Genomic DNA, 26124 nt, shown 5'->3' on the forward strand with positions numbered 1-26124 from the left:
ACGCACCAATAATCCACCGCACAGTTGTCACTCTGGCTTCCAGTCAGGCCGATCGGCATCATAGCCTTGCGTTGGATGTGGAGGCAGAGGATGGTCTTCTATCAGATGGGGGAAACGTAAGTCAGGGTCGGCCTCAAGCTTTTTGTAGATTGAATAATACGCTTCTTGCAACTTTTCGTCTGGGGCGTACCACATTGCACTTGCAGGAGGAGTCTCACTTCCGAAGACTCGTGATAGGAAAAAAGCCGCGCTCTTGCCCCCCTGAGAGACTGACGCCTGATAATAAACAAGTGCCTTTGGGAAATTGTGCTCCACTATCTTGTAATACGCTCCCAACTCATAATTAGCCGGCGCATAGCCCTGGCTAGCAGCACAGTGAGCATACGCCAACCCCAAATCCTTTTTTTTGGCCACATATATATAAAGCTTACCTAGCTCGGTTAGTGCCGGCGGATTTCCTAGGCTAGCAGCCTTATCAAGGAAAGTAAGCCCGTCAGTTGCAGGATTCTTGACCCCTGCACGATTGCCGATCATTGCTCCCATATCATAGAACCCTTGGGGCACCTCCAGATCGATCATTTTTTGATAGAGGTCCAGTGCCTTCTGCGTATCTTTTTCTACCCCTCCGGGCCACCCCGTGCGATAAAGATTCGCCAAATTATGCATCGCCTTCCAATGCCCACGCTCAACTGCCTTACTGTATAAGTCCACAATACGTCCCCAAGGACGCAAGGTGTCAGGCTTAGCTAGCGCAACTGCTTCCCGATACCAGGTATCGGCCTGGGGATCGAGAGGTGGTAAATGGTCTTTCTCATTAACACAGACGAACGGCTTACTGTCGGCCATAGCAGGAACTCCGAAACTCAACAGGAAAATGAATAGACCAATAGAGCTTCGCATTACTCAGTCCACCGTAAGATTGGGACTATAGGGCGTGGTGACATCCCAGAAACGCAGCAAGTGCGAGGTAAAAGGCTCATCTGCCACTTGGGCCTTCCAGTTATCATCCATCTTCTGACTCCACAGTTCGAAGTTGTCTTCGATCGTTTTGGCAACTTCATAAGCATGTAGTCCCCACAACTCCTCCCGCATCGCCCTCGCCAAATCCGGATTGGGCTGGGCAATCCCCAACTCGCTGTCGCCATGCATGCTGCGGACATTGATATTGGCCGAGCTGAGCAGGGTATAGAGGTCGTCCACCAGCAGCAGCTTGGAGTGCACGTAGATGTGCTTGTAGCGTGCCTTCAACGGTGGTGCCCCGAGGGCGGCCTCGGCTTCGGCGGACAGGCGCGCTGGCGGCGGGCTGCCGGGGGCGGGGTCGCTGGTGGCCAGGGTGGCGACGACCACCTTGAGGCCGGGTACTTCGGCGAGCTGGTAGGGCTTGTCGTCCTCGCTGGTGTTCTTCGCCAGTTCGGGAATGTCCTGCGCGCCGAGATCGCCGAGGCGTTGCTCGACTTCCGGCGTCACGCCTTTCTCTTCGAGCGCCTCGATCTTGCGCTCCAGCCGTTCGATGTTGTTTTCCTGGCCGCGCCGGACATAGGGATCGGGATGTAGGTTTTCCCTGACCTGCTTCAACTGCTCCCGCTTTTCCCTCAAGTCATGCGCCAGGTCGCGCTGTACCTGCGGCATCAGTTGCTCCTGGCCCAGGCCTTTCATCATGTCGTAGGTGGTCTTCGAGGCGTCGCTGGAGTCGGGGGTGTTGGTCACGACGAACAGGTACAGGTCGCCAGGCACGCCCCGGGCCTTGCGCACCTGCGCAGTCTTCCGCAGGCGCTCGGCGAAGCCGGCATAACGGAAGTACTGGTTTTCCATGTAGACGTAGTCGGTGGCATTGCCCAGGGCCTTGAGATAGTGCTCCAGGATCGAGCGCTCGTCGTCCTGCGGCTGGGTCCGGCAAATCTGCGCGACGCTGTTGCTGGCGGGCGTGGCGATCTTCGGCAGCGGCAAGGCGTCGCGCTCGGCGGTCAGCGATGGCGTCGAGAACCAGCGCTTGTACCACGGCGTCTCGAGGTCCCAGGCCTCGCTGAAGTTGCGGCTGAGGTCGGCCAGCACCGGTCCCTGGACCTGCATGGAGATATCCTGCCAGGGCCCGAACCCGGGATCGCGACCGGCGGCGCGGTCGTCGAACAGGTGGGCGCTGGTGTCCCAGTAGTTGCGGTGCATGTTGTGACCCATGACGAAGCCGATGGCCTGCGGGCTGCCATAGTCGACCAGGACCATCTTCTGGTGATGGCTGGCGAACTGGGTGAGTACCAGCAACTGGCCGATGCCCAAGTCGTCGATGCCATCGGCGCGCAGCAGGTGGATCAGGCTTTGCAGTCGCCCATTGACGAGGCGCACCTGCTCGCCGTTCATCACCGGCCTGGCCGTCTGCTCGAAGTCGCGGGTACGGAACTCGACGTTCTGCAACCCGCCGCCGCGTACCGCCTTGAACCAGTCGCGGGTGAATATCTGCCCCCAGGGATCCTGGCGGGTGCCGCCGGAACCGCGCTTGCCGCCGTAGCCCCGGGCCTCGCTGCTGTCGAGAGTGCGCTGGATCTCGGCGTTCTCCGCCTCCAGCTCGGCGATGCGCGCCCGCGCGTGGGCGGCGCCCCGCGGGTCGAAGCTCGGCAGCCTGCCTTCGCGGTGCAGCCGTTCCGAGCGTTCCAGGGCTTCCTGCTGCCGCGCGATGAGGTTGAGGTTATGCTGGCGCCGCTGCTCCAGTCGCAGCACCTCGTTGTCCACCGCGCTGCCGCTGGCGACGCCCGAGCCCGCCCAGGTGCCGCCGGAACCGCCGACGCCGGCCCCGGGGATGGTGTTTTCCTTGAGCCTGGCGAGTTGGTTGCTCCAGACCAGCACTCGCGCCTGCACTCCTTCGCGGCCCTTCGTCTGCAGCAATTCGCCGATTCGCGGTCCGTCGGGGCGTTTGAAGCGCATGGCCGGGTCGAAGCCCCAGGTGATGATGTCGATGCTCTGCCGGGCCGCTTCCATCGCCGCATGCACCGCGTCGAAGGCCGCCTGGCCATTGATCAGCGGCTTGATGTGCACACCCGCGCGCGGCGGGTAGAAAGCCTTGTTGGCGAACCAGTCGAGGGTCAGCCGGACGCTGCCGGCCTGTTGCGCGTACAGCTTGAGGGTCTGCGGTTTGTACAGGTCGCTCATGGCGTGGGGTCATCCTTGTCGGCGGCGCCGGGCCGCGAGGCGTCGCGCCGGTAGGCGTCCGGGGCGGAACGCGGCTTGTGCTGGGGCATTTCCGCCCGGTAGTCGCGGAACCCCTGCTGGGCGAGCCGATCGTCGGCCTGCAGTGCGTCCGGCTGGTCGACCATCTCCACTTCGTAGGCGTGGCCATTGGCGGTCTCGATGCGATAGGTGCGTTCGCCCGGCAGCGGTTCGAAGCTGATTGCGCCGCCTTCGTCGGCGATGCCCTCCTCCTTGAAGGCACCGTTGGCGTAGAGCCGATACGGTTGCCTGGCCGCCGATGGCACGCCGGGCAACGGACTGAGTTCGAAACGCAGGAGTTTCTGCGGCGCTTCGCCGACCTTCTGGGCGATGGCTCCCAACAAGGCGCCTCCCGCCGCCGCGGAGTCGGCCGCGAGCGGTTGCAGCGGCGACAGCGCGCGAACGCCGCTACCGATGCCGGGGCTGCCGCCGCTGTTGATCATCACCTGGGCGCCGTCGAGGGTGACACCGCCCGGGTCGAGCCTGGCGAAGCTGCCACCGCCCTTTAGGGTCAGCTCCATGCCTGCCTCGATCACTACCTTGTCGCCGGCCTTGAAATGGATCTCGTCGCCCGCCTCGACGAACTGGCCGGTGCCGATCCTCAGGTGCAACGCGTCGGCGACGCTGAGGTGGTCGGCCGCCTTCAGTTCGACCTTGCGGTCGGCGTGGACCGTGCGCTGTTCCTCGGCCCTGAACTCGCTGTAGCTATCGCCCTCGACCGTGTCGTGGCGCTCATGGCCGACGCGGATCTTCTGGTCGTGCTCGATGTTCTCGTCCCAGTCGCGCTGGGCGTGGACGAAGATCTGTTCCTGGCCCTTGCGGTCCTCGATGCGCAGTTCGTTGAAACCGCCGCCGCCGGGGTAGCTGTCGGTCTTGAAAACGCTGCGGGTCTTGTTCTGCGGCAGCTCGTAGGGCACCCGGTTTTCGCTGTGGTAGAGGCAACCGGTGACCAGCGGCTGATCCGGATCGCCCTCCAGGAAACCCACCAGGACTTCCATGCCCACCCGCGGGATGGCTACGCCGCCATAGCGTTTGCCCGCCCAGTTGGAGGCGACGCGCAACCAGCAACTGGTGTTGTCGTCGGCCTGGCCGAGGCGATCCCAGAAGAACTGCACCTTGACCCGGCCGTATTGGTCGCAGTGGATGGTCTCGCCGGCGGGGCCGGTCACGACCGCCGTCTGACAGCCCAGCACGCGTGGCTTGGGATGCTCCAGCGGGGGGCGGAAATGCGCGCTCCAGGGAGTGGCGACGAAACGGTTGCGATAGCCCTGGCGGAAATCGCCCCGGCCCTGCGCGACGTCGCTGTCGATCGACTCTTCCAGTACCTGCGGCTGCCGCCCTTCGTGGAGAACCTCAGTAAGCAGCCAGAGATCGTTCCATTCGCCGCGGGGATGCGCGGACAGCGTCAGGAAGTGTCCGCTGAGCAGCGCCGGTTCGTCGCTTTCGCCCCTGGCCTGTAGGTAGTCGGCGCGATGCCGTTCCAGCGCGCGCCGGCTCAGGTGCTTGCCGCGCTCGCGGTGGGTGAAGCGGCCGGGATAGTCGTAGTCCTCCAGGTCCGGTTGCTGCGCCCCGGGCTGCGGGCCATGGGCGGCCTGCATCTGCAACGCGGGTTGCTCGAAGTCGTAGTCGCGCCGGGTAACCCGGCTGGCACGGGTGTCGAAGCGCACGCCGAAGCGCTTGACCACCGGCTGGTCGGCGACCAGCCCGGCGTCCTGCACGTAGGCGACGGGGCGTTGCAGCCGCGGAAAGGAGGTCTGGTCGTCGCCGAAGACCAGCATATGGCCCTGGGCAGAAAACTCATGGTGGTAATGGATGCCTTCCTCCTCGCAGAGCCTGCTGAGGAACGCCAGGTCGGTTTCGTCGTACTGCGTGCAGTATTCGCGGGCCGGGTACGGCGTCGGGCCCAGCTGGAAGCGGTAGGCGTCGGCGAGAATGCCGTGGCCCTCCAGCACCCGGCCGATGATTTCCGGCACGCTGAGGCGCTGGAAGATGCGTTGGTCGCTGCACAGCCCCAGGTAGGCCAGGCGCGGCTCCAGGGTCGCGCGATAGCCGGTCAGGCGCTTGCCGGAGTCCCCCTGGGCGATGCTGGTGAGCTGTCCGTGGACCCCCTCCCCGCTCGGCGAAAGGATCAGGAAGGCCGGCTGGTGCAGCAGCGCGTCGAGGTCCAGGTCGGATCGCTCGCTGACTAGCTCAAGGTCGAAGCGAAAGGGCTGGCTGATGGCTTCGCGACCGCGGAAGGCGAGTACCTGGAAGTCGTGCCGGAGGTTTTCGATGCGAAGGCTGAAGTGCGTCTGGTTGGCGGGGGCGAACATTCACTGTCCTCTTGGAAACGCAGCCGTGCGTTCCTGGCGTATTCGGTTCCGGGCGCGACGCGCCTGCGCCCGCGCGATGGAAATGCTGGCCGAGAGGATAGAGGAGAACAGTTGTGCAACTCTTTGCGCACTCGGCCTCCCGGCCGCATCAACGCTGATCTCAATAAATTTGTAACAGAAAATTTCCAGAATGCCGACGCGGACGCCCCACCCCATCCGCGGCATTCACGTCCGCCAGGACGGGCCAGGCGTCCGCCGCCTCCGAGCGCCTCAGGCGTAGCGCTCGTGCCCCCAGGCGAGGAGGCTTTCCAGCAGTTCGCGGATGACCGCGCGGGTCGCTTCGGCGAGGTCCGCGCGGTAAGCGAACGGGGCCTGCTCGTCCATGTAGGTGCACTGCGCCAGCTCCAGCTGGACGGCATGGACGTGCTGCTCCGGCTGGCCGTAGTGGCGGGTGATGTGGCCGCCCTTGAAGCGCCCGTTGAGCACATGGCTGTAGCCTTCGGCGGCAGCGCAGACCGCCTCCAGGCGGGCCGCCAGCGCTGGATCGCAACTGGCGCCGGCGTTGGTGCCGAGATTGAAGTCGGGCAGTCGGCCGTCGAACAGGTGCGGCACGTGGGAACGGATCGAGTGGGCGTCCCAGAGCAGCGCGTAGCCGAACTCGGCCTTCAGCCGCGCCAGTTCCTCGGCGATGGTCCGGTGGTAGGGCGTCCACACTTCGGCCAGGTAGCGCATGCGTTCCTCGGCGGACGGCGCCATGCCTTCGCGGTAGAGCGGCCGGCCGTCGAACAGGGTGTCCGGATACAGGCCGGTAGTGGCGGTGCTGTACAGCGGCTTGTCGTCGGAAGGGCGGTTGAGATCGACCACATAGCGCGAATAGTGGGCAGCCAGGGTGCTGGCGCCCAGTTCCTCGGCGAAATCGTAGAGCCGGGGAATGTGCCAGTCGGTATCGGTCAGCGCCCGCGCCTCCTCCACCAGGCCGGCGTCCACCGCCGGGGTCAGGCGCGTGCCGGGGTGCGGCATGCTGATCAGTAGCGGCACGCGGCCGCGCTTGAAACTCAGGACTTCATCCACGGTATACCTCCTCGGCGTGGCGAATGACGCGTTTCGGCAGATCGCCTCCCAGCCAGTAGGCCAGCTCCGCCGGACGCTCGATGTCCCAGGCGACGAAGTCGGCCAGCTTGCCGACCTCCAGGCTGCCGTGGCTGGCTTCCAGCCCCAGCGCCCGGGCGGCGTGCAGGGTGACACCGGCCAGCGTCTCCTCCGGGGTCAGGCGGAACAGGGTACAGGCCATGTTCAGCATCAGGCGCAACGACAGCGCCGGCGAGGTGCCGGGATTGAGATCGCTGGCAATGGCCATGGCCACGCCGTGCCGGCGCAGGGCATCGATCGGCGGCAGCTGGGTCTCGCGCAGCAGGTAGAAGGCGCCCGGCAGCAGCACCGCGACGGTGCCCGCCTCGCCCATGGCGCGGGCGTCGTCCTCGGTCATGTACTCCAGGTGGTCGGCCGACAAAGCCCGGTAGCGCGCCGCCAGGCTGGAACCGTGCAGCGAGGATAGCTGCTCGGCGTGCAGCTTCACCGGCAGGCCCAGCTCGCGGGCGGCGATGAATACCCGCTCGACCTGCGCCGGGGAAAACGCCAGGTGCTCGCAGAAGGCGTCCACCGCGTCCACCAGTCCCTCTCCGGCCAGCGCGGGGAGCATCGTCGAGCAGATATGCTCGATGTAGTCGTCGGCGCGCCCGGCGTATTCCGGCGGTAGCGCATGGGCGGCCAGGCAGGTGCTGCGCACGGTCGCCGGCAGGCGTTCGCCGAGGCGGCGGATGACTCGTAGCATCTTGCGCTCGCTGGCCAGGTCGAGGCCGTAGCCGGACTTGATCTCCAGCGCCGTCACGCCGTCGCGCAGCAAGGGCTCCAGGCGCTTGCGCGCGCTGGCCAGCAATTCTTCCTCGCTGGCCTCGCGGGTGGCGCGTACGGTGCTGGCGATGCCGCCGCCGGCGGCGGCGATCTCGGCGTAGCTGACGCCCTCCAGGCGCTGCTCGAATTCGCCGCTGCGGTTGCCGCCGAACACCGCGTGGGTGTGGCAGTCGATCAACCCCGGGGTCAGCCAGGCGCCATCGAGGTCGATGCGTTCGGCGTAGTCGTCGGGCGGCAGTTCGGCGCGCGGGCCGATCCAGTGGATCAGCGGACCGTCGGTGACCAGGGCGGCGTCCTCGACGATCGAGTACTTGCCGCCCTTGAGGGTGGCGGCATGGCAATGCTGCCAGAGTCGTTTCATTGCAGGTCTCCTATGCTCGCGGCCAGCCGGGCGAGACTCTTCCGCTCGCCGAGGATGGCCGCCGCGCTGGCGATGTCGGGAGCCAGCCAGCGGTCGGTGTCGTACGCGGGCACGCGCTCGCGCAGGATGCCCCAGGCCGCCGCGGTGCCCTGGCCGAAGCGTTGCGGGGCGAGGAATTCGAAGGCCTGGGCGGCCAGCAGGTACTCGATGGCGAGGATCCGCCGGAGGTTCTCCAGGGCCCTGCCAAGCTTGAGCGCGGCACTGGTGCCGAGGCTCAGGTGGTCCTCCTGGAGCGCCGAGGTGACGAAGTTGTCGACCACCGCCGGCTGCGCCAGCTGGCGGTTCTCGCCAGCCAGGGAGGCGGCGACGTACTGGGTGATCATCATCCCCGAGTTGACTCCCGGCTTGCCCACCAGGAACGCCGGCAGGCCGCTGACCAGCGGGTTGACCAGGCGATCCAGGCGCCGTTCGGCGACCCCGCCCAGCTCGGCCACGGCGATCGCCAGCAGGTCGGCGGCCATCGCCACCGATTCGCCGTGGGGATTGGCCTGGGATACCACCCGGTAGGCTTCCCGCGTACCCAGCAGCAGCGGGTTGTCGGTGGCCGAGTTGAGTTCGGTCTCTATCTGCCGCGCCGCGTGGGCCAACTGGTCACGGCAGGCGCCATGGATCTGCGGTATCGAGCGGATGCTCAGGGCATCCTGGGTGCGGATGCCGCGGGCGTTCTCCAGTACCTGGCTGCCAGCCAGCAAGGCTCGCAGATTGGCGGCGACCCGCTGCATCCCGGGATGCGGCTTGAGCGCAACGATCTCGGCGTCGAACGCCGCCAGTTGGCCGCGCAGGGCCTCGAAGCTCATCGCCCCGATCACGTCGGCCCACTGCGCCAGGCGCTGCGCGTCGTCCAGGGCCAGGCAGGCGAGGCCGGTCATGCACGGCGTGCCGTTGACCAGGCAGAGCCCGTCCTTGGCTCCCAGGCGCACCGTCGCCAGGCCTTCCGCCGCCAACGCGGCGGCGGCCGGCACGACGCTGCCGCGGTAGCTGACCTCGCCGATGCCGAGCAGGGCGATGCCGACGTGCGCCATGTGGGTCAGGTAGCCCACCGAGCCCTGGGCCGGCACCTGCGGGGTAATGCCGTGGTTGAGCAGCGCCAGCAGCCCTTCCACCAGCGAACGGTCGAGCCCGGACTTGCCCTGGCTGTAGTTGGCGACGGCGGCACAGATGATCGCCCGGGTCTGTTCGTCGCGCAGCGGCTCGCCGACCCCGCAGGCATGGCTGAGCAAGGTGTTGCGCGACAGCTCGGCGAGCTGCTCGCCTTCCAGCAGGACGTCGCACAGCGCGCCGAGGCCGGTACTGATGCCGTAGGCACGCTCGCCGTTGGCGACGATACGGCAGACGATGGCGCGGGCGTTGTCGATCCGTGCCCAGGCCGCCGCCGACAGTTCCAGGCGCGCACCGTGCCGGGCCACCGCGACCAGTTCCTGCCAACGCAGCGGACCGTCGCCGAACACGACGCTCGGTAGGTCGCTCATAGGTTCGCCACCCGCCGCTGGACGAAGCGGTCGACGTAGTCGTCGGCCGGCTGGTGGAGGATTTCCCGTGGCGTGCCGACCTGGATCAGTTGGCCGTCCTTGAGGATCGCGATGCGGTTGCCGATGCGTACCGCCTCGTCGAGGTCGTGGGTGATGAAGACGATGGTCTTGTGCAGGGTTTTCTGCAGTTCCAGCAACTGGTCCTGCATGTCCGCGCGGATCAACGGGTCGAGGGCGCTGAAGGCCTCGTCCATGAGAATGATCTCGGTGTCGGCGGCCAGCGCGCGGGCCAGGCCGACACGCTGGCGCATGCCGCCGGAAAGCTGGTGCGGATAGGACTTCTCGTAGCCCTTCAGGCCCACCGTGGCGATCCAGTGCAGGGCCCGCTCGTGGCACTGCGCCCGGCTTTCGCCGCGAACCTTCAGGCCGTAGGCGACATTGTCGAGCACGCTCTTGTGCGGCAGCAGGCCGAAACTCTGGAACACCATGCTGATCTTGCGCCGGCGGAATTGCCGGAGGGCTTCCATGTCGTAGCGCAGGATGTCCTCGCCATCCACCAGGATCTCGCCGCTGGTGGGGTCGATCAGGCGGTTGAAATGGCGCACCAGGGTCGACTTGCCGGAACCCGACAGGCCCATGATCACGAAGATCTCGCCAGCACCGATGGCCAGCGACAGGTCGTTGACGCCGACCACGCAGCCGGTCTGCGCCAGCACTTCGGCCTTGCTGCGTCCCTGGCGGATCAGGGCCAGCGCGGCATCGGCGCGCGGGCCGAAGATCTTGAACACGTTCTTCACTTCGATCTTGTTCATCTGCGCACCGCTCATTTGCTCGTCTCGTGCCGGGAACGGCCATAGGCCTGGGTGATGCGGTCGATCACCACCGCGAGGATGACGATCGCCAGGCCGGCTTCCAGGCCCTTGCCCACGTTCAGCGTCTGGATGCCCACCAGTACGTCTTCGCCGAGGCCGCGGGCGCCGATCATCGAAGCGATCACCACCATCGACAGGGCCATCATGGTGGTCTGGTTGATCCCCGCCATGATGCTCGGCAGGGCCAGCGGCAACTGCACGCCGAACAGCTGTTGCCAGCGGTTGGCGCCGAAGGCGTTGACCGCCTCCATCACCTCGCTGTCGACCTGGCGGATACCCAGGTCGGTGAGGCGGATCAGCGGCGGCGCGGCATAGATCACGGTGGCGAAGATCGCCGGCACCTTGCCCAGGCCGAACAACATCAGCACCGGGATCAGGTACACGAAGCTGGGCATGGTCTGCATGATGTCCAGCAGCGGCATCAGCACCGCGCGCAGGCGGTTGCTGCGCGCGGCGAGGATGCCCAGGGGGATGCCGATCAGCACCGAGATGAAGGTCGCCACCAGCATCAGCGCGAGGGTCTGCATCAGCTTGTCCCAGAGGCCGACGGCGCCGACCAGGAACAGCAGGCCGGTAATCACCAGGGTCGGCAGCAGGCGCCGGGTAGCGTGCCAGGCGATCGCCGCGACGATCGCCAGCAACAGCCACCAGGGCGTGGCGCGGAGCAGCCCTTCGAGGTTGACGATGGCCCACAGCAGGGTGTCGGAGATCTTGCGGAACAGGTCGCCGTAGTTGGTCACCAGGGCGTCGACCCAAGCGTTGACCCAGTCGGCGATGGAAAATGTCAGGCGTTCGGGAAACATGGTCTGCTCTCGTCGGTCGTGGGTTCAGAGTGCCGCTTCGATCTTCTTCGCCGCGTCCTCGTCGACCCAGGCGTGCCAGACCTCGGGGTGCTCCTTGAGGAACTCGCGCGCCAGGCGCGCCGCATCGATCCGGTCCTTGGCCATCCGCGCCAGGTCGCTGTTCAGCAGCTCCGCCGGCAGGTTGACCTTCTCCAGCACCGCCACCAGCTCCGGCGCCTGGTCGTGGAAGGTCCGCGACAGGCCGACCTGGATCCTGATGCGCTTGTCGACGCCGGGCCTTTCCTCCAGGCGCACCAGGTCGGCGCGGCCCATCAGCGGCGTCGGCGACCAGTAGTAGAACAGGATAGGCTCGCCGCGCCGATAGCTCGACAGCACCGCCGCGTCCAGTGCCGGGCCGGTGCCCGGCCGGAAATTGGTGAACGTCTCCTCCAGGCCGTAGCTTTTCAGCATCTCGCTGTTCTCCAGCTCGCAGGTCCAGCCGGCCGGGCAATTGTAGAAGCGCCCCTTGCCCGGCTCTTCCGGGTCGCGGAAGACCTCGGCGTACTGCGCCAGGTCGGCGATAGAGCGCAGCTTCGGCGCCTTCGCCTCGAGCTTGCGCTGCGGGTCGCCCTCGATCACGTAGCGCGGCACGTACCAGCCCTCCACCGCGCCGACGATGGGTTCGCCGACGCCGACCACCTTGCCGGCCGCGGCAGCCTTGTTCCAGGCGTCGCTGCGGCCGATCCACTCCTCGGCGAAGACCTGGATGTCATTGGTGCTCAGCGCCTGCTCCATGGTGATCGAGTTGCCCGGCAGGCTGTCGGTGGTACAGCCGTAGCCCTTGGCCAGGACGAACTGCATCAGCTCGGTGAGCAGGGTCCCGCTCTCCCAGTTCAGCCCGGCGAACTTCACCGCCTTGCCGGACTCGCACCAGCCTTCCGCCTGGGCGCCCGCCGCGGCGGCGAGCAGGCCGAGGGCACAGAGAACACTCAACATCGACTTCTTGTATCGCATGGTTCGACGCTCCAGATGCACGATTGGGAAAGGCAGTTGGAAAACCTGCGGGCCGCGCCCGGGGGAACGGCCTCGATCGTTGTTATTGGCCGGCGGCCCAGGCCGCCGTCGGTTCCGTCACAGCCCTCCCTGGGCCTGAAGCACGCCATGCGCGGCATCGCCCTTCGGCCTGACCCAGCGCCGGTAGGCGATCACCAGCAAGGCGATCCAGATAGCCCCGACCCACAGGGCCGGGCGGGTGTCCGGGAAATAGCCGAGCACCACGAAGATGAACAGCATGAAGACGATCGCCGCCGCCGGCGCGAATGGCCACAGCGGCACCGGGAACTTCAGCGCGGCGACCTGGCGCGGCCCCATGCGCCGGCGCATGCCGACCTGGGCCAGGAGGATCATCAGCCAGACCCACACGGTGGCGAAGGTGGCGATGGAAGCGATCAGCAGGAATACGCTCTGCGGGATCAGGTAGTTCAGCGCCACGCCGAGCAGCAGGGCCACCGCCATCAGCAGCACGGTCATCCACGGCACGCCGTGCCGCGACACCCGCGAGAAGCCGACCGGCGCCTGGCCCTGGCGGGCCATGCCGTAGAGCATGCGACCGGCGCCGAAGATGTCGCTGTTGATCGCCGAGATCGCCGCGGTGATCACCACGACATTGAGGATCGCCGCGGCCGACTCGATCCCCAGGCCGTCGAAGATCTGCACGAAGGGACTGCCGTTGCTGCCGATCTGCTGCCAGGGGAAGATCGCCATCAGCACGAACAGGGCCAGCACGTAGAACAGCAGGATGCGCAGCGGCACCGCATTGATCGCCCGCGGGATCACCCGCTGCGGGTCCTGCGCCTCGCCGGCGGTGATGCCGATGATCTCGATGCCGCCGAAGGCGAATACCACCACCGACAGCGAGGCGACCAGCCCGGCCCAGCCGTTGGGCAGGAAGCCGCCGTGCTGCCACAGGTTGTGCACGCCGGTGGCGGACGTCGCCGCGCCGTCCAGGCTGAAGCCGAAGAACATGATGCCGAGCCCGGCGAGGATCATCGCGACGATGGCGCCGACCTTGACCAGCGACAGCCAGAACTCCAGCTCGCCGAAGACCTTGACATGGCAGAGGTTCAGCCCGCCGATGAACAGCACGATGGACAGTACCCAGATCCAGCGCGGCACGTCGGGAAACCAGAACCCCATGTAGATGCCGAACGCGGTGACATCGGCGAGGCAGACGATGATCATCTCGAAAGCGTAGGTCCAGCCGGTGACGAACCCGGCCAGGGGGCCGAGATAGCTGCTGGCGTAATGGCCGAACGAGCCGGACACCGGCTCGTGCACCGCCATCTCGCCGAGCGCGCGCATCACCATGTACACCGCCGCGCCGGCGACCAGGTAGGCCAGCAGCACCGCCGGCCCGGCCATCTGGATGGCCGATGCGGAACCGTAGAACAGGCCGGTGCCGATCGCCGACCCCAGTGCCATGAAACGAATATGACGGGCGTTCAGTCCGCGCCGAAGCCCCGTGTCGTGCGTCATCCCTCGGCTCTCCTGTTGTTGTTCTTGCTGGAGCGCCCCGGCCGAGCGGCCGGGGGCGGGTATCAAAGACTCGGCAACAGCCGGGCCGGCAGCAGCGCGTTCAGGCAACCGCTGGCGAGCAACTGGCTGGCTGCCTCGATGTCAGGGGCGAAGAAGCGATCCTCCTGGTAGTACGGCACCTTGTCGCGCAGCAGGCGGCGAGCCTGCTCCAGCTTCGGCGAACTCTTCAGGCCCTCGCGGAAGTCCAGGCCCTGGCAGGCACCCAGCCACTCCACGGCGAGAATCCCGCGGACGTTCTCGGCCATCGCCCAGAGCCGTTTGCCGGCGTTCGGCGCCATCGACACATGGTCTTCCTGGTTGGCCGAGGTCGGCAGGCTGTCGACGCTGGCCGGGTGGGCCAGGGCCTTGTTGTCGCTGGCCAGCGCGGCGGCGGTGACCTGGGCGATCATGAAGCCGGAGTTGACCCCGCCGTTGGCCACCAGGAACGGCGGCAACTGCGACATGTGCATGTCCATCATCAGCGAGATGCGCCGTTCCGACAGCGAACCGATCTCGGCCAACGCCAGGGCCAGGTTGTCGGCGGCCATCGCCACCGGTTCGGCGTGGAAGTTGCCGCCGGAGATCACGTCGCCCTCGGCGGCGAATACCAGCGGGTTGTCGGACACCGCGTTGGCTTCGATCTCCAGCACCTCGGCGGCCTGGCGCATCTGGGTCAGGCAGGCGCCCATCACCTGCGGCTGGCAACGCAGCGAATAGGGGTCCTGGACCTTGTCGCACTTCTCATGGGAACGCGCCACCTCGCTGCTGGCGGTGAGCAGGTCGCGATAGGCCGCGGCCACGTCGATCTGCCCGCGCTGGCCGCGCGCGGCATGGATGCGCGCATCGAACGGCGCCCGCGAACCGAGCATGGCCTCGACGCTGAGCCCGCCGCAGACGGTGGCGGCGGCGAACAGGTCCTCGGCCTCGAACAACCCGCGCAGCGCGTAGGCGGTGGACACCTGGGTGCCATTGAGCAGGGCCAGGCCTTCCTTCGCCGCCAGGGTCAGCGGCTCCAGCCCGGCCACCGCCAGCGCTTCGGCGGCCGGCAGCCACTCACCGCGATGGCGCGCCCGGCTTTCGCCGATCAGCACCAGCGACATGTGCGCCAGCGGCGCCAGGTCGCCGGACGCACCCACCGAGCCTTTCAGCGGGATGTGCGGATAGACCTCGGCGTTGATCAGCGCGATCAGCGCGTCGATCACCTTGCGGCGGATGCCGGAGAACCCGCGCGCCAGGCTGTTCACCTTGAGCAGCATGACCAGCCGCACCATGGCGTCGTCCAGCGCCTCGCCGACGCCGGCGGCATGGGACAGGACGATGGAACGCTGGAGCTTCTCCAGGTCTGCCGGGGAAATCCGCGTCGAGGCCAGCAGGCCGAAGCCGGTGTTGATGCCGTAGGCGGTGCGGCCCTCGGCGATGATGTTCTCGACACAGGCGACGCTGGCGGCGATCGGCGCGTCGGCGCTGGGATCCAGGCTCAGGCGCACGGGGGCCAGGTAGGCTTGGCGCAGGTCGGCCAGGGTCAACTGGCCGGGTTTCAGATGCAGGCTCATCGAAGGCTCCTTGTTCGGTTCGGCGGGCTCGGCAGCGCCGTCCGCCGGCGGCGTTTCATGGGATTGAAGGCGGCCGCGCCGCCCTGGAAATTCGTCTCAGGCCCCGTGCGCGGGATGTTCGAAGGCGCCGGGATCGGCCGGCAGGATCATTCGCGCCGGGGCCTGGCGCGTGGCCTTGCGCCGCGCCACCAGGTAGTAGAGGACCGCCGGCACCAGCAAGCCGATGATCCAGGAGATATCCACGCCGCCGAGGTGCTCGACCATCGGTCCGGTGTACAGCGTGGTCGCCAGGAACGGCATCTGCACCAGCACGCCGAGGGTATAGACGGCGATTCCCGGCAGGTTCCAGCGACCGTAGCGGCCGTCGGGGTCGGCCAGCGCGGGCACGTCATAGCGCTCGCGGGTGATGAAGTAGTAGTCGACCAGGTTCACCGCGCTCCACGGGGTGAAGAAGGTCAGCAGGAACAGGATGAAGGACTTGAACGCAGCGAGGAACGAGTGCTGGCCGAGCAGCGCGATGAGCGTCGAGGCGCCGACGATCGCGAGGACGAAGAACAGGCGTTGCACGCGGGTGATCTCCAGTTGGCCGCGTACGCTGCTGATGATGGTCGCGATGCACATGAAGCTGCCGTAGGAGTTCAGCGTGGAAATGGTCACCTTGCCGAAGGCGATGCTGAAGTAGAGCAGCGCGGCGACGGTCCCGCTGCTGCCCAGGCCGACGATGTAGGCCACCTCGCGGCCGGCGAACTGGCCGTTGGCCAGGGCTGCGGAGAACACCCCGAGGACCATCGAGGCCTGGGCGCCGAGCACCGAGCCGAGGCCGACGGCGAGGAAGGTCTTCCACGACGAGGTGGACGCCGGCAGGTAGCGTGAATAGTCGGCCACGTAGGGGCCGAAGGCGATCTGCCAGGACGCCGCCAGCGACACCGCGAGGAGGAACGAGGCCCAGCTGAAATGGCGGATGGCGAGCAGGTCGCCGATGTCGCTGAGCAGCATCAGGCGGCTGAACAGGTAGGCGAAGGCGATGATGCCGAGGACGCTGGCGATCCGCCCGATGATGTGGATGACGCGATAGCCGAGCACCGTCACCAGGACGATGAAGGCGGCGAAGATGAAGATCCCGGCGCTGTCGCTGAGCCCGGTGAGCTGGCCGATGGCCTGGCCGGAAAGCACCGTGCCGGTGGCGGTGAAGCCCAGGTACATCAGGCACACCAGTGCGATCGGGATGCAGGCGCCGTAGACGCCGAACTGCACCCGGCTGGAAATCATCTGCGGCAGCCCCAGGCGCGGCCCCTGCGCGGCGTGCAGGGCCATCACCGCGCCGCCGAGGAGCTGGCCGATGAGCAGGCCGACCAGCGACCAGAACACGTCGCCGCCGAGGACCACGGCGAGGGCGCCGGTGACGATGGCGGTGATCTGCAGGTTGGCCCCCAGCCAGAGGGTGAACTGGCTGTAGAGGCGGCCGTGGCGCTCGTTCGCCGGGATGTAGTCGATAGAGCGCCGTTCGATCAGTGGCTTGCTGTCGCTGCCCTGGGTCATGCTGCTGTACTCCGCTGCGGCTCGCGCGCCGCCATTCTTGTTGTGGCCTGGTCGGGACAGTGGGCGGCCGCCCCCACGCCCCGCCGGCGTGGAGGCGGTTTTCGAGGTCAGCGCTGGGCGGTGATCATCGGCAGGTTCAGGCCCTGCTCCTTCGCGCAATCGATGGCGACCTGGTAGCCGGCGTCGGCGTGCCGCATCACCCCGGTACCCGGGTCGTTGGTCAGCACGCGGGCGATGCGTTCGGCGGCCTCGTCGCTACCGTCGCAGACAATCACCATCCCGGAGTGCTGGGAGAAGCCCATGCCTACGCCGCCGCCGTGGTGCAGCGAGACCCAGGTGGCGCCGCTGGCGGTATTCAGCAGGGCATTCAGCAGCGGCCAGTCGGACACCGCGTCGGAGCCGTCCTGCATGGCCTCGGTCTCGCGGTTGGGGCTGGCCACCGAGCCGGAGTCGAGGTGGTCGCGGCCGATGACGATCGGCGCGGACAGCTCGCCGCTGCGCACCATCTCGTTGAAGGCCAGGCCGAGCTTGGCGCGCAGCCCCAGGCCAACCCAGCAGATGCGCGCCGGCAGGCCCTGGAAGCTGATGCGCTCGCGGGCCATGTCCAGCCAACGGTGCAGGTGGGCATCGTCGGGGATCAGTTGCTTGACCTTGGCGTCGGTCTTGTAGATGTCCTGCGGGTCGCCCGACAGCGCGGCCCAGCGGAACGGACCGATGCCGCGACAGAACAGCGGGCGGATGTAGGCCGGGACGAAGCCGGGGAAATCGAAGGCATTGGCCACCCCCTCTTCCTTGGCCATCTGGCGGATGTTGTTGCCATAGTCGAAGGTCGGCACGCCCTGCTGCTGGAACGCCAGCATGGCCCGCACGTGTACCGCCATGGACTGCTTGGCGGCCTTGACCACGGCGGCCGGGTCGGTCTGCGCGCGGTCGCGGTACTCTTCCCAGCTCCAGCCGGCCGGCAGGTAGCCGTTGAGTGGATCGTGGGCGCTGGTCTGGTCGGTGACCATGTCCGGGCGTACGCCGCGGCGAACCAGTTCCGGAAGGATCTCGGCGGCATTGCCCAGCAGGGCGATGGAGATGGCCTTGCCTTCGGCGGTGTAGCGCTGGATCCGCGCCAGGGCGTCGTCCAGGTCCTTGGCCTGCTCGTCGACGTAGCGACTGCGCAGGCGGAAGTCGATGCGGCTCTGCTGGCACTCGATGTTCAGCGAACAGGCGCCGGCCAGGGTCGCCGCCAGCGGCTGGGCGCCGCCCATGCCGCCAAGGCCGGCGGTAAGCACCCAGCGGCCCTTGAGATTGCCGTCGTAATGCTGGCGGCCAGCCTCGACGAAGGTTTCGTAGGTGCCCTGGACGATGCCCTGGCTGCCGATGTAGATCCACGAACCGGCGGTCATCTGGCCGTACATCGCCAGGCCCTTGGCGTCCAGTTCGTGGAAGTGTTCCCAGGTCGCCCAGTGCGGCACCAGGTTGGAGTTGGCGATCAGCACCCGCGGCGCGTTGGCGTGGGTCTTGAACACGCCGACCGGCTTGCCGGACTGTACCAGCAGGGTCTCGTCGTCGTTCAGTTGCTTGAGGGTCTCGACGATCCTGTCGTAGCACTCCCAGTTGCGCGCGGCACGGCCGATGCCGCCGTAAACCACCAGTTCCCTGGGGTTCTCCGCGACCTCCGGGTCGAGGTTGTTCATCAGCATGCGCAGCGGCGCTTCGGTCAGCCAGCTCTTGGCGGTCAGCGTAGTGCCGCGCGGGGCGCGGATTTCAATATCGCGGAATTTGCTCGGGGTGGTCACGGCAGGCTCCTGGGCGTGGCGTTCAACGGGCGGCGACCGGCGAGGGTGCGCCTGAATTCGGGGACGAAGCAGAGGTCGGATTGGGTCTACCGAACACATCTATGCTTGTACATACAAGTATAAGCAAAGGAAGGGCCAATTCTGCCGCCACGCCCTCCGGCGATATCTCCACATTCCCGTGAATTTCATTCAACCCGTTGATTTTTCTGTAGTTAAGAATTAGCGAAGGTAGCCTCTCCCCCGGGAGAAGGAGCCTGCCGGAACGGCCCTGGGTGCACGTGATCGAAGCGTGCGCGCACCGGTTTGGGGCCTTCGGTAACACCGTTCAGCGCAATTGCGGGTAACCCCAGCCCTGCGCCTGACGCTCGTAGTCGAGGAGAATCCGGTAATGCTCCTCGCCGGCCGGGAGGAAGCTTTTCAGCGCCAGTGTCGCGGCCAGGTGCGGGCACTCGATCAGCGTCAGGTTCAGCGCTTCGAACAGCTCGCGGCGTTGCGCCGCACTCCAGTGCAGCGAGGTGATCAGCGGCAAGGCCGGGCTCGGCGCGCTGCGCCCGAGCACGCGCAGGCCGTCCAGGCGCTCCGGTGCGTGGCGTTGCAGGTAGCCGAAGGTCACTGCATCCACCGAGGTCAGCTCGACCTCACCCGCCGCCACCATCGCCAGACTGCGCAGGTGGCCGCCGCTGATGCGCACTTCGGCGAAGAACGCCGAGTCTCGCCCCAGTGGCGCCAGCGCATGGCGCAGCAGGTTCATGCCGCTGTTGGAGTCGTGGTCGTTGAGCGCCAGGCGGGTATTGCGGAAGTCGCCGAGGCGCTGGCGCGCCTGTCCTTCGGCGGCGACGAACAGGCTGCAATGCTCGCCGGGAGCACAATCGGGCAAGTCGTAGCTGGGCACCGCGAGCACCGCCACCTGGCCGCGCAACTGGGTCATCAGCGGATAGCCGCAGGTCTGCGCGAACAACAGGTTAGGCTGTCGCCACTGCACCGCCAGATCGGTGGCGGCCGACGCGTAACGGCGCACGCCCAGGCGCCGGCAGACCTCGCCGATGAAGGTTGCGCCGGCCTGCCTGACGCAGTCCGGCTCGACATACATGTCCAGCGCCGCCACCACCGGGGTATCGATCATGCTCTCGTCCGCCTGCCTTCAATGCTCGGGATGCACCGGCGCATCCACTGGCCGCCAACCGTGGCGCCGCCATAGACGACCATAGCCGGGCAGGTGGAAATCGCCACTGCGTCGCCGGTAGGCACGGCGGCTTGCGCTATACACGCGCGGCAGCAGGTACCAGGGCAGGCCCGGCAGATCGTGGTGGACCAGATGCAAGTTGTTGTTGAGGAACAGCAGCCGCCACGGCCACCCCGCCTCGACCAGCACGCTGCGCTGCGCCGGCTCGCGGGCCGGACGGTGCTCGTAGAAAGAGCGCAGCATGCTCAGGCCGAGGGCCGGATAGGCCACCGCCGGCACATACAGCCAGGGCGGGATGCCCGCCCAGCGCCAAAGCCCGGCCAGCAACCCGCCCAGCAGCACGGCATGCAGGCCCCACAGGCGCCAGGCGGCGCCCTCTCCCCGGCGCAACCGCGAACCCTCCAGGCGCGCCATCGCCGCCAGGGCCAGCAGCGGGCCGAGGGTGGCGCGACCGAGCAGGGTCTTGTCCAGGCAGAGCCAGCGCCGCCGCCAGGAGCCCAGGCGCGGCCATTCGGACAGACTGACGTAGCGACTCTCGGGGTCCAGCCCCGGGTAGGTCAGTTGCTCGTCGAGGTGGTGCCGCAAGTGGCTGTCACGGTACAGCGGATAGGGATACCAGACGGCCAGTGGCAGGTAGCCGAGCATGGCGTTGAACCTCGGCCAGCGGGTCGGGTGGCCATGGATCAGCTCATGCTGCAACGACATGTAGAGGGAGGCGAACGGCACCAGTCCCGCCAGCACCGGCCAACCCCAGCGCTCATACTGGCTGGCGAGCAGTGCCCAACCGCCGTACAGGCAGGCGATCAGCAGCCAGGTCGGCCATTCGCTGCGCGCCTGGAAGGTATCCTGGAGCCGCCGCACCAGGGTGCGCTGACGCCCGCTCAGGTAGTGCGCCATGAAGGCTGGCGAGGCTTACTTCAGGGAGGTATCGAGGCGCGCGGCGACTTCGGCCGGCACCCAGTGGCTCCAGATTTCGCGATGCTGGCGAAGAAACTGCGCACGCACCTCGCCGACCTCGCGATGATTCTGCGCCATGTCGGCGAGCAGCTCGTTGAACAGCGGCAAGGGGATCTCGACCTTGCGGAACAGCTCGACCAACGCCGGCGCCTTGTCATGGAAATCGCGGGAAACGCCAATGGTGATCTTCGCCGGCAACGAGCGGGAACCGATGGGGTCGGGGTTCTTCGGATCGGACAGGGTGGCCCAGGCCTTCTCGCTGAACGGCGGCTCTTCCAGTTGCACCAGCTTGAAACGGCCCATCAACGGAGTCGGCGACCAATAGTAGAAAAGCACCGGCTCGCCGCGCCGGAAGGCCGCACTGATCGCCGCATCCAGCGCCGGGCCGGTGCCGGTGCGGAAGTTCGTGTAGCTGTCCTGCAACCTGTAGGCCTTGAGCTTCTGGCTGTTGACGATCTCGCAGGTCCAGCCGGTCGGGCAGTTGTAGAAACGCCCCTTGGCGGGCTCCTCGGGATCGCGGAATAGCGCCTTGTAGCGCGGCAGGTCGGCGACCGACCTCAACTCCGGCGCCTTCGCCTCGATGCCTCGTTGCGGGTCGCCCTTGACCAGGTACTCCGGCACCCACCAGCCCTCGGTGGCGCCCTTCACCGTCTCGCCGACGGAGAACACCTCGCCCGCCTCCTCCGCCGCGCGCCACACCGGGCTACGCCCGGCCCATTGCTCCCCGGTGACCTGGATATCGTTCTGGCGCAGGGCGTTTTCCATGGTCACGGTATTGCCCGGCAGCGCGTCGGTCTCGCAGCCGTAGCCTTTTTCCAGTACGTAGCGCAACAGGTCGGTGGTGAACATGCCGCTTTCCCAGTTCAGCCCGGCGAACACCACTTTGCCCGGGTACGGGCATTCCGCCGCGACGGCGGTCTGGCTGGCGAGGCTGGCGCCCAGGGCGAGGACGGCGAGGATCTGGCGAAGCGGGGGCATGCGGGTCTCCCGGTTGGAGTCGGACGGCATGCGGAACTATATAGGCATTAAAAATATTGGATTAATAACGTTTGATTCTTTGGATAGACAAAAGCGCCTACCCTTTCGGTGTAGACGCTTTTTCCTGGCGGCGCCGGCGAATCACAGCGAATCGAGTTCCACCGCACAGACCCACGCCGGCTCGTGGGCCGTCAGGCGCCAATGCTGCAAGCCCTGCAGCCCCTCGGCGCACAGGCAGTCGTGGGCAGCCAGTTGCCCGCGAGGTTGCCCTTGCAAGGAAATCGCTACCCCGTCCTGCTGGGCGAACAGCAGCAGCGTGCTCGCCGTGCCGTGCCAGTCCAGCTCGCCCTCGACCCGCAGCCATTGCAGGCGCGCGCGATGGCGCCGGGGCGCATAGATCAGGTTGAAGTCGCGGATAGCTCCATCGAGCAGGGTGCAGTGCACCTCGCTGTCGCCGGAAAAGGCGAAGGCCTGCCGGGCGCGTAGCGGCGCGGATTCCGCGCCATCCACCCGCAGGCGCATGCCGCCGCCCTCCAGCACGCTGATGATCCGCTGGTAACCGGCGAAGCGGGAGAAGCCGCCGGACTCGCCGACATCGGCGATCGACAGGCGCCAGCCGAAGCCGTCCAGGCCGTCGCCGCCGTCGCGGGCGATCTCCTCGGTGGAGCCGGCGCCGTTCTTCCACGGCATTCTCGGGTAGTCGACGGCGCGCAGGATGCGGAGTTCGCTCATGAGCTGAAACGTCCTTCCAGACGGTGGCGGGAACCCGGGTGCAGCAGCCGCGCGGCGGTCACCGCGACACGCCCGGACCAGGTGCGGCGGCGGATCAGCAGGCACGGCTCGCCGCGTTCGATCTGCAACAGCTTGCACTCGGCCGGCTCGGCGAGGATCGCCTCGACCACATGCTCGCCCTCGGTGAGCGGCGCCACCTGGGTCAGGTAGGCATAGGGCGTTTGCCGGGTGAAATCCTGCTTGAGGTAGTCCGGTGCCACCGCGGCGTTCACGTAGCGGTCCTCGATCTGCACCGGGATATCGTTCTCGTAGTGCACGATCAGCGAGTGGAACACCCGCTGGCCTTCGCGCACGTCCAGTGCCAGGGCGCGCTCGGGGCCGGCGACCTCCTCGCCGAGGGTGATCACCTGGCAACGATGGCGATGCCCGCGGGCCGCGATCTCGTCGGCGATGTTGTGCACCTCGAACAGCGCCGACTGGCCCTTGGGCTCGGCGACGAAGGTTCCTACCCCCTGCATGCGCACCAGCAGGCCGTCGCTGGTCAGTTCGCGCAGGGCGCGATTGATGGTCATGCGACTGAAGCCGAGCTGGCTGACCAGTTCGCTCTCGGACGGCACCCGGTGGTGCGGCGGCCAGGCGCCCGACTGGATCTGGCTGACGATCATCTGCTTGACCCGCGCGTAGAGCGGCGCCGGTACCTCGCCGAGTTGCGAGGCCAGCGGGGAACGATCGGAGGAAGAGGACGTCACGGAGAGACTCCTTGTCGAGGCGTCGATGAAGTGAGTTTACGCACCGCTTAATCGTCTGTATATGTATATACAAATAAAACAGACTGCGTGTGAGCTGATTATGTCCGCAATTTTCGCTGAACGTGCGTTGCTGCCGGAAGGCTGGGCGCGAAATGTCCGTTTCGAGATTTCCGCGGACGGAGTCCTCGCCGGGATTCGTCCCGACGCCAACGCCGACGGCGCCGAACGCCTCGGCGGCGCCGTGCTGCCGGGGATGCCCAACCTCCATTCGCACGCGTTCCAGCGCGCCATGGCCGGGCTCGCCGAAGTCGCCGGCAATCCCAACGACAGTTTCTGGACCTGGCGCGAGCTGATGTACCGGATGGTCGCTCGACTGTCGCCGGAACAGATCGAGGTCATCGCCCGCCAGCTCTACATCGAGATGCTCAAGGCCGGCTACACCGCGGTGGCGGAATTCCACTACGTCCATCACGACCTCGACGGCCGCTCCTACGCCGACCCCGCCGAACTTTCCCTGCGCATCTCCCGCGCCGCCAGCGCCGCAGGTATCGGCCTGACCCTGCTGCCCGTGCTTTACAGTCACGCAGGCTTCGGCGGCCAGCCGGCCAGCGAGGGCCAGCGGCGCTTCATCAATGGCAGCGAGGCCTACCTGGAACTGCTCCAGCGCCTGCGCGCGCCGCTGGAGGCGGCAGGCCACTCCCTGGGCCTGTGCTTCCACTCCCTGCGCGCGGTGACTCCGCAGCAGATCGCCACGGTCCTCGCCGCCGGCCACGACGACCTGCCGGTCCACATCCATATCGCCGAACAGCAGAAGGAAGTCGACGACTGCCAGGCCTGGAGCGGACGCCGGCCGTTGCAATGGCTGTACGAGAACGTCGCGGTCGACCAGCGCTGGTGCCTGGTCCATGCGACCCACGCCGACCCCGCCGAGGTGGCGGCGATGGCGCGTAGCGGCGCGGTGGCCGGCCTGTGCCTGAGCACCGAGGCCAACCTCGGCGACGGCATCTTCCCGGCGACGGACTTCCTCGCCCAGGGCGGGCGCCTGGGCATCGGCTCGGACAGCCACGTCTCGCTCAGCGTGGTCGAGGAACTCCGCTGGCTGGAATACGGCCAGCGCCTGCGTGACCGGAAACGCAACCGGCTGTACCGCGACGACCAGCCGATGATCGGCCGCACGCTCTACGACGCTGCTCTGGCTGGCGGCGCCCAGGCCCTTGGGCAGCCGATCGGTAGTCTCGCCGTGGGCCGTCGCGCCGACCTGCTGGTGCTCGACGGCAGCGACCCCTACCTGGCCAGCGCCGAGGGCGACGCCCTGCTCAACCGCTGGCTGTTCGCCGGCGGCGACCGCCAGGTGCGCGACGTGATGGTGGCCGGCAGATGGGTGGTGCGCGACGGCCGGCATGCAGGGGAAGAACGCAGCGCACGGGCATTCGTCCAGGTGCTGGGGGAACTGCTCGACTGACCCTGCACAGCGGCGGACAACCGCGTTGCACTTATCCGCCCCACTCGTTCGAGCCGTCGGGCGCTAAACGCCGATACTTCCCACGCCAGCCGCCAGGCGTGAACGGCGCTGGAAAGAAAAAACGCCCCGGCGGGGCGTTCCTTCACTGGCTCCGCTTCAACTGGCCGTCGGGTACCCGCCAGATCAGCTCGTCCACCGCGTAACCGCGGCTGCGCGCTTCTTCCAGCAGACGTTCGCGGGTCTGCTGCGAAACCTGCGGAGTACGCGACAGCAGCCACAGGTATTCACGGTTCGGATTGCCCACCAGCGCGGTACGGTAGTCGTCGTCCACCGCCAGCACCCAATAGTCGCCGCGCGCCACGTTGGGGAAGAGATTGGCGAACCAGTTGTCGAAGCGCACCCACAACTTGTCGGTGCGACCCGGCTGCTGGGCGACCGCCCGCCCCTCCACCTGCTCCCAGTCGCCATCCAGGGTCAGGCAGCGATTGATCACCTGGATGCTCTGGTCTTCCTGCAAGCGGTAATGCGCCTCCGATTGCGCGCAGTTGCGCTGGAAGAACATCGGCAAGCGCGCCAGTTCGTACCAGGTGCCCTGGTAGCGCTGGAGGTCGACCTGCTCGGTGGCCGGCGGATTCTTCGGCGAGCCCGCGCAACCGACCAGCAGCAAGCCCAGCCACAGGGTGCAGAGCACCCGGATCGGCAGACCGATCACTTGAGCCCCTGGCCGGAGAAGAGCAGCGCCTTGTCGGCCGCGTACTGCACGCTGATGAAAGCCTTCTCGTCGCCCCAGGTGCAACTGGACATGCCCAGCGCGCCGGAGCACTCGGTGGGCTTGCCGAGGATCGCCTCGACCTCGGCCTTGCTCATGCCGGCCTTGAGCTTGGAATAGTTTTCCTGGTTGATCTTGCTGCAGGCGGCCAGGACGACGCAGAAAGCGACCACGGCCAGGGTACGGAACGACGCCATGAGGAACTCCTTGTTCGGGGGAAGCGCTGCCCTACAGCTTGGCACACGCAGGGGAAATCCGGAGCCTTGGAGTCAGAAACGCGAACCGGGTTCCCTGAGGAACGCCGTCTCCTCCTCGCTGGAGGGGCGGCCGAGAATGGCGTTGCGATGGGGAAAGCGACCGAAGCGGGCGACTACCGCATGATGCCGCTCGGCATAGTCGTAGAAATCGTCGAAGGACTTGCGCACGCTGCCACCGACCTGATCGCGCAGGTCGCGGAAGCAGGCTACCGCCCGCTCCTGGCTGGGCAGGTCCTCGGCGTGCTCCAGGACCAGGTAGGCGAACACCCGGCGCACCGGCGGCAACTGGCGGTCGAAGCCTTTTTCCAGGCCCTCGCGCACCACCCGTTGCGCCCGGGCGTCGCCGGCGTAGGCGCGCGGCGTGTCGCGGTAGATCATCCGCGGCAACTGGTCGAGCAACAGGATCAGCGCCAGCCAGCCATCGGCCTCGGCCGTCCACTCCTGCAAGCCGCCGTCCAGCGCCTGGTTCACCAGGTCGCCGAAACGGCCGCCGGCATCGGCGTCCTGGCAGACGTTCTTGCCGAACCACAGGCCGTTGCGCTGGGCAACCACCTCGGCGGCATCGCTGGAGGTGCCGAACCACCAGTCGAGCAAGGTCTCCCAGGGCGCGCTCATCGGC

General features: G+C 67.0%; 22 protein-coding genes. 1 reads left to right on the forward strand and 21 read right to left on the reverse strand.

Annotated features, from left to right (window positions below):
• Window positions 1-27: 27 nt before the first annotated feature.
• The 18 genes from ACI766_RS27575 to hutC all read right to left on the reverse strand — a co-directional run bounded on the left by ACI766_RS27575 (window position 28) and on the right by hutC (window position 23017).
• Entirely contained in the window at window positions 28-900 is an 873-nt protein-coding gene (locus tag ACI766_RS27575) for a tetratricopeptide repeat protein (RefSeq protein ID WP_076939055.1), read from the reverse strand.
• 3 nt (window positions 901-903) lie between these two features.
• Entirely contained in the window at window positions 904-3141 is a 2238-nt protein-coding gene (gene pldB / locus ACI766_RS27580; protein WP_023104798.1) for a type VI secrection system-dependent phospholipase D effector PldB, read from the reverse strand.
• Window positions 3138-5510, reverse strand: a complete 2373-nt coding sequence (locus tag ACI766_RS27585) for a type VI secretion system tip protein VgrG (RefSeq protein WP_023122408.1) — start codon at window positions 5508-5510, stop codon at window positions 3138-3140. Before ACI766_RS27585 ends, pldB begins: the two co-directional genes overlap by 4 nt.
• Window positions 5511-5780: 270 nt before the next feature.
• Window positions 5781-6581: an N-formylglutamate deformylase gene (hutG, locus tag ACI766_RS27590; RefSeq protein WP_003117997.1), complete on the reverse strand. Its 801-nt coding sequence runs from the start codon at window positions 6579-6581 to the stop codon at window positions 5781-5783.
• The gene (gene hutI / locus ACI766_RS27595; protein WP_023090132.1) at window positions 6574-7782 is read right to left on the reverse strand and encodes an imidazolonepropionase; all 1209 of its coding nucleotides are present in this window, start codon (window positions 7780-7782) and stop codon (window positions 6574-6576) included. The genes hutG and hutI overlap by 8 nt, the downstream gene beginning before the upstream one ends.
• Complete coding sequence (locus ACI766_RS27600; RefSeq protein WP_023104800.1) at window positions 7779-9311, reverse strand: HAL/PAL/TAL family ammonia-lyase; 1533 nt, start codon at window positions 9309-9311, stop codon at window positions 7779-7781. The genes hutI and ACI766_RS27600 overlap by 4 nt, the downstream gene beginning before the upstream one ends.
• Complete coding sequence (locus ACI766_RS27605; RefSeq protein WP_023104801.1) at window positions 9308-10138, reverse strand: quaternary amine ABC transporter ATP-binding protein; 831 nt, start codon at window positions 10136-10138, stop codon at window positions 9308-9310. Before ACI766_RS27605 ends, ACI766_RS27600 begins: the two co-directional genes overlap by 4 nt.
• Entirely contained in the window at window positions 10135-10986 is an 852-nt protein-coding gene (locus ACI766_RS27610) for an ABC transporter permease (RefSeq protein ID WP_003095946.1), read from the reverse strand. Before ACI766_RS27610 ends, ACI766_RS27605 begins: the two co-directional genes overlap by 4 nt.
• 24 nt (window positions 10987-11010) lie before the next feature.
• Entirely contained in the window at window positions 11011-11979 is a 969-nt protein-coding gene (locus ACI766_RS27615; RefSeq protein ID WP_003095948.1) for an ABC transporter substrate-binding protein, read from the reverse strand.
• Window positions 11980-12096: 117 nt separating this feature from the next.
• Window positions 12097-13500: an amino acid permease gene (locus ACI766_RS27620; protein ID WP_023086719.1), complete on the reverse strand. Its 1404-nt coding sequence runs from the start codon at window positions 13498-13500 to the stop codon at window positions 12097-12099.
• Between the two features lie 62 nt (window positions 13501-13562).
• Window positions 13563-15092: a histidine ammonia-lyase gene (hutH, locus tag ACI766_RS27625; protein ID WP_003114461.1), complete on the reverse strand. Its 1530-nt coding sequence runs from the start codon at window positions 15090-15092 to the stop codon at window positions 13563-13565.
• A gap of 96 nt (window positions 15093-15188) precedes the next feature.
• The gene (locus tag ACI766_RS27630; RefSeq protein WP_003101761.1) at window positions 15189-16631 is read right to left on the reverse strand and encodes a purine-cytosine permease family protein; all 1443 of its coding nucleotides are present in this window, start codon (window positions 16629-16631) and stop codon (window positions 15189-15191) included.
• Window positions 16632-16738: 107 nt separating this feature from the next.
• Window positions 16739-18418, reverse strand: coding sequence for a urocanate hydratase (gene hutU / locus ACI766_RS27635; protein WP_023086720.1), 1680 nt, complete (start codon window positions 18416-18418; stop codon window positions 16739-16741).
• Between the two features lie 325 nt (window positions 18419-18743).
• Window positions 18744-19541, reverse strand: a complete 798-nt coding sequence (locus tag ACI766_RS27640; RefSeq protein WP_023086721.1) for a phosphate/phosphite/phosphonate ABC transporter substrate-binding protein — start codon at window positions 19539-19541, stop codon at window positions 18744-18746.
• A gap of 18 nt (window positions 19542-19559) precedes the next feature.
• On the reverse strand, window positions 19560-20498 hold the full coding sequence (locus ACI766_RS27645) for a fatty acid desaturase (RefSeq protein ID WP_010793681.1): 939 nt from the start codon (window positions 20496-20498) through the stop codon (window positions 19560-19562).
• A 15-nt stretch (window positions 20499-20513) separates the two neighbouring features.
• Entirely contained in the window at window positions 20514-21536 is a 1023-nt protein-coding gene (locus ACI766_RS27650) for an ABC transporter substrate-binding protein (RefSeq protein WP_003101766.1), read from the reverse strand.
• A 141-nt stretch (window positions 21537-21677) separates the two neighbouring features.
• Window positions 21678-22268: a HutD family protein gene (locus ACI766_RS27655; RefSeq protein WP_003118004.1), complete on the reverse strand. Its 591-nt coding sequence runs from the start codon at window positions 22266-22268 to the stop codon at window positions 21678-21680.
• Window positions 22265-23017, reverse strand: a complete 753-nt coding sequence (gene hutC, locus ACI766_RS27660) for a histidine utilization repressor (RefSeq protein ID WP_003095970.1) — start codon at window positions 23015-23017, stop codon at window positions 22265-22267. The genes ACI766_RS27655 and hutC overlap by 4 nt, the downstream gene beginning before the upstream one ends.
• 100 nt (window positions 23018-23117) lie before the next feature.
• Between hutC and ACI766_RS27665 the strand changes: the two genes are divergently transcribed.
• Entirely contained in the window at window positions 23118-24479 is a 1362-nt protein-coding gene (locus ACI766_RS27665) for a formimidoylglutamate deiminase (protein WP_023086722.1), read from the forward strand.
• 142 nt (window positions 24480-24621) lie between these two features.
• Here ACI766_RS27665 and ACI766_RS27670 read toward each other — a convergent pair whose 3' ends face one another.
• The 3 genes from ACI766_RS27670 to ACI766_RS27680 form a co-directional block, all read right to left on the reverse strand.
• On the reverse strand, window positions 24622-25191 hold the full coding sequence (locus tag ACI766_RS27670) for a lipocalin family protein (RefSeq protein ID WP_003095980.1): 570 nt from the start codon (window positions 25189-25191) through the stop codon (window positions 24622-24624).
• Window positions 25188-25445, reverse strand: coding sequence for an outer membrane protein assembly factor BamE (bamE, locus tag ACI766_RS27675; RefSeq protein WP_003095983.1), 258 nt, complete (start codon window positions 25443-25445; stop codon window positions 25188-25190). Before bamE ends, ACI766_RS27670 begins: the two co-directional genes overlap by 4 nt.
• Window positions 25446-25517: 72 nt before the next feature.
• Window positions 25518-26120 carry a DUF924 family protein gene (locus ACI766_RS27680; protein ID WP_087823878.1) on the reverse strand — a complete coding sequence of 201 codons (603 nt, stop codon included), beginning with the start codon at window positions 26118-26120 and terminating at the stop codon, window positions 25518-25520.
• Between the last annotated feature and the right edge of the window lie 4 nt (window positions 26121-26124).

Origin of the sequence: Pseudomonas sp. DL (genome assembly GCF_047199225.1) — a bacterium.
Classification (GTDB): Bacteria; Pseudomonadota; Gammaproteobacteria; order Pseudomonadales; family Pseudomonadaceae; genus Pseudomonas; species Pseudomonas aeruginosa.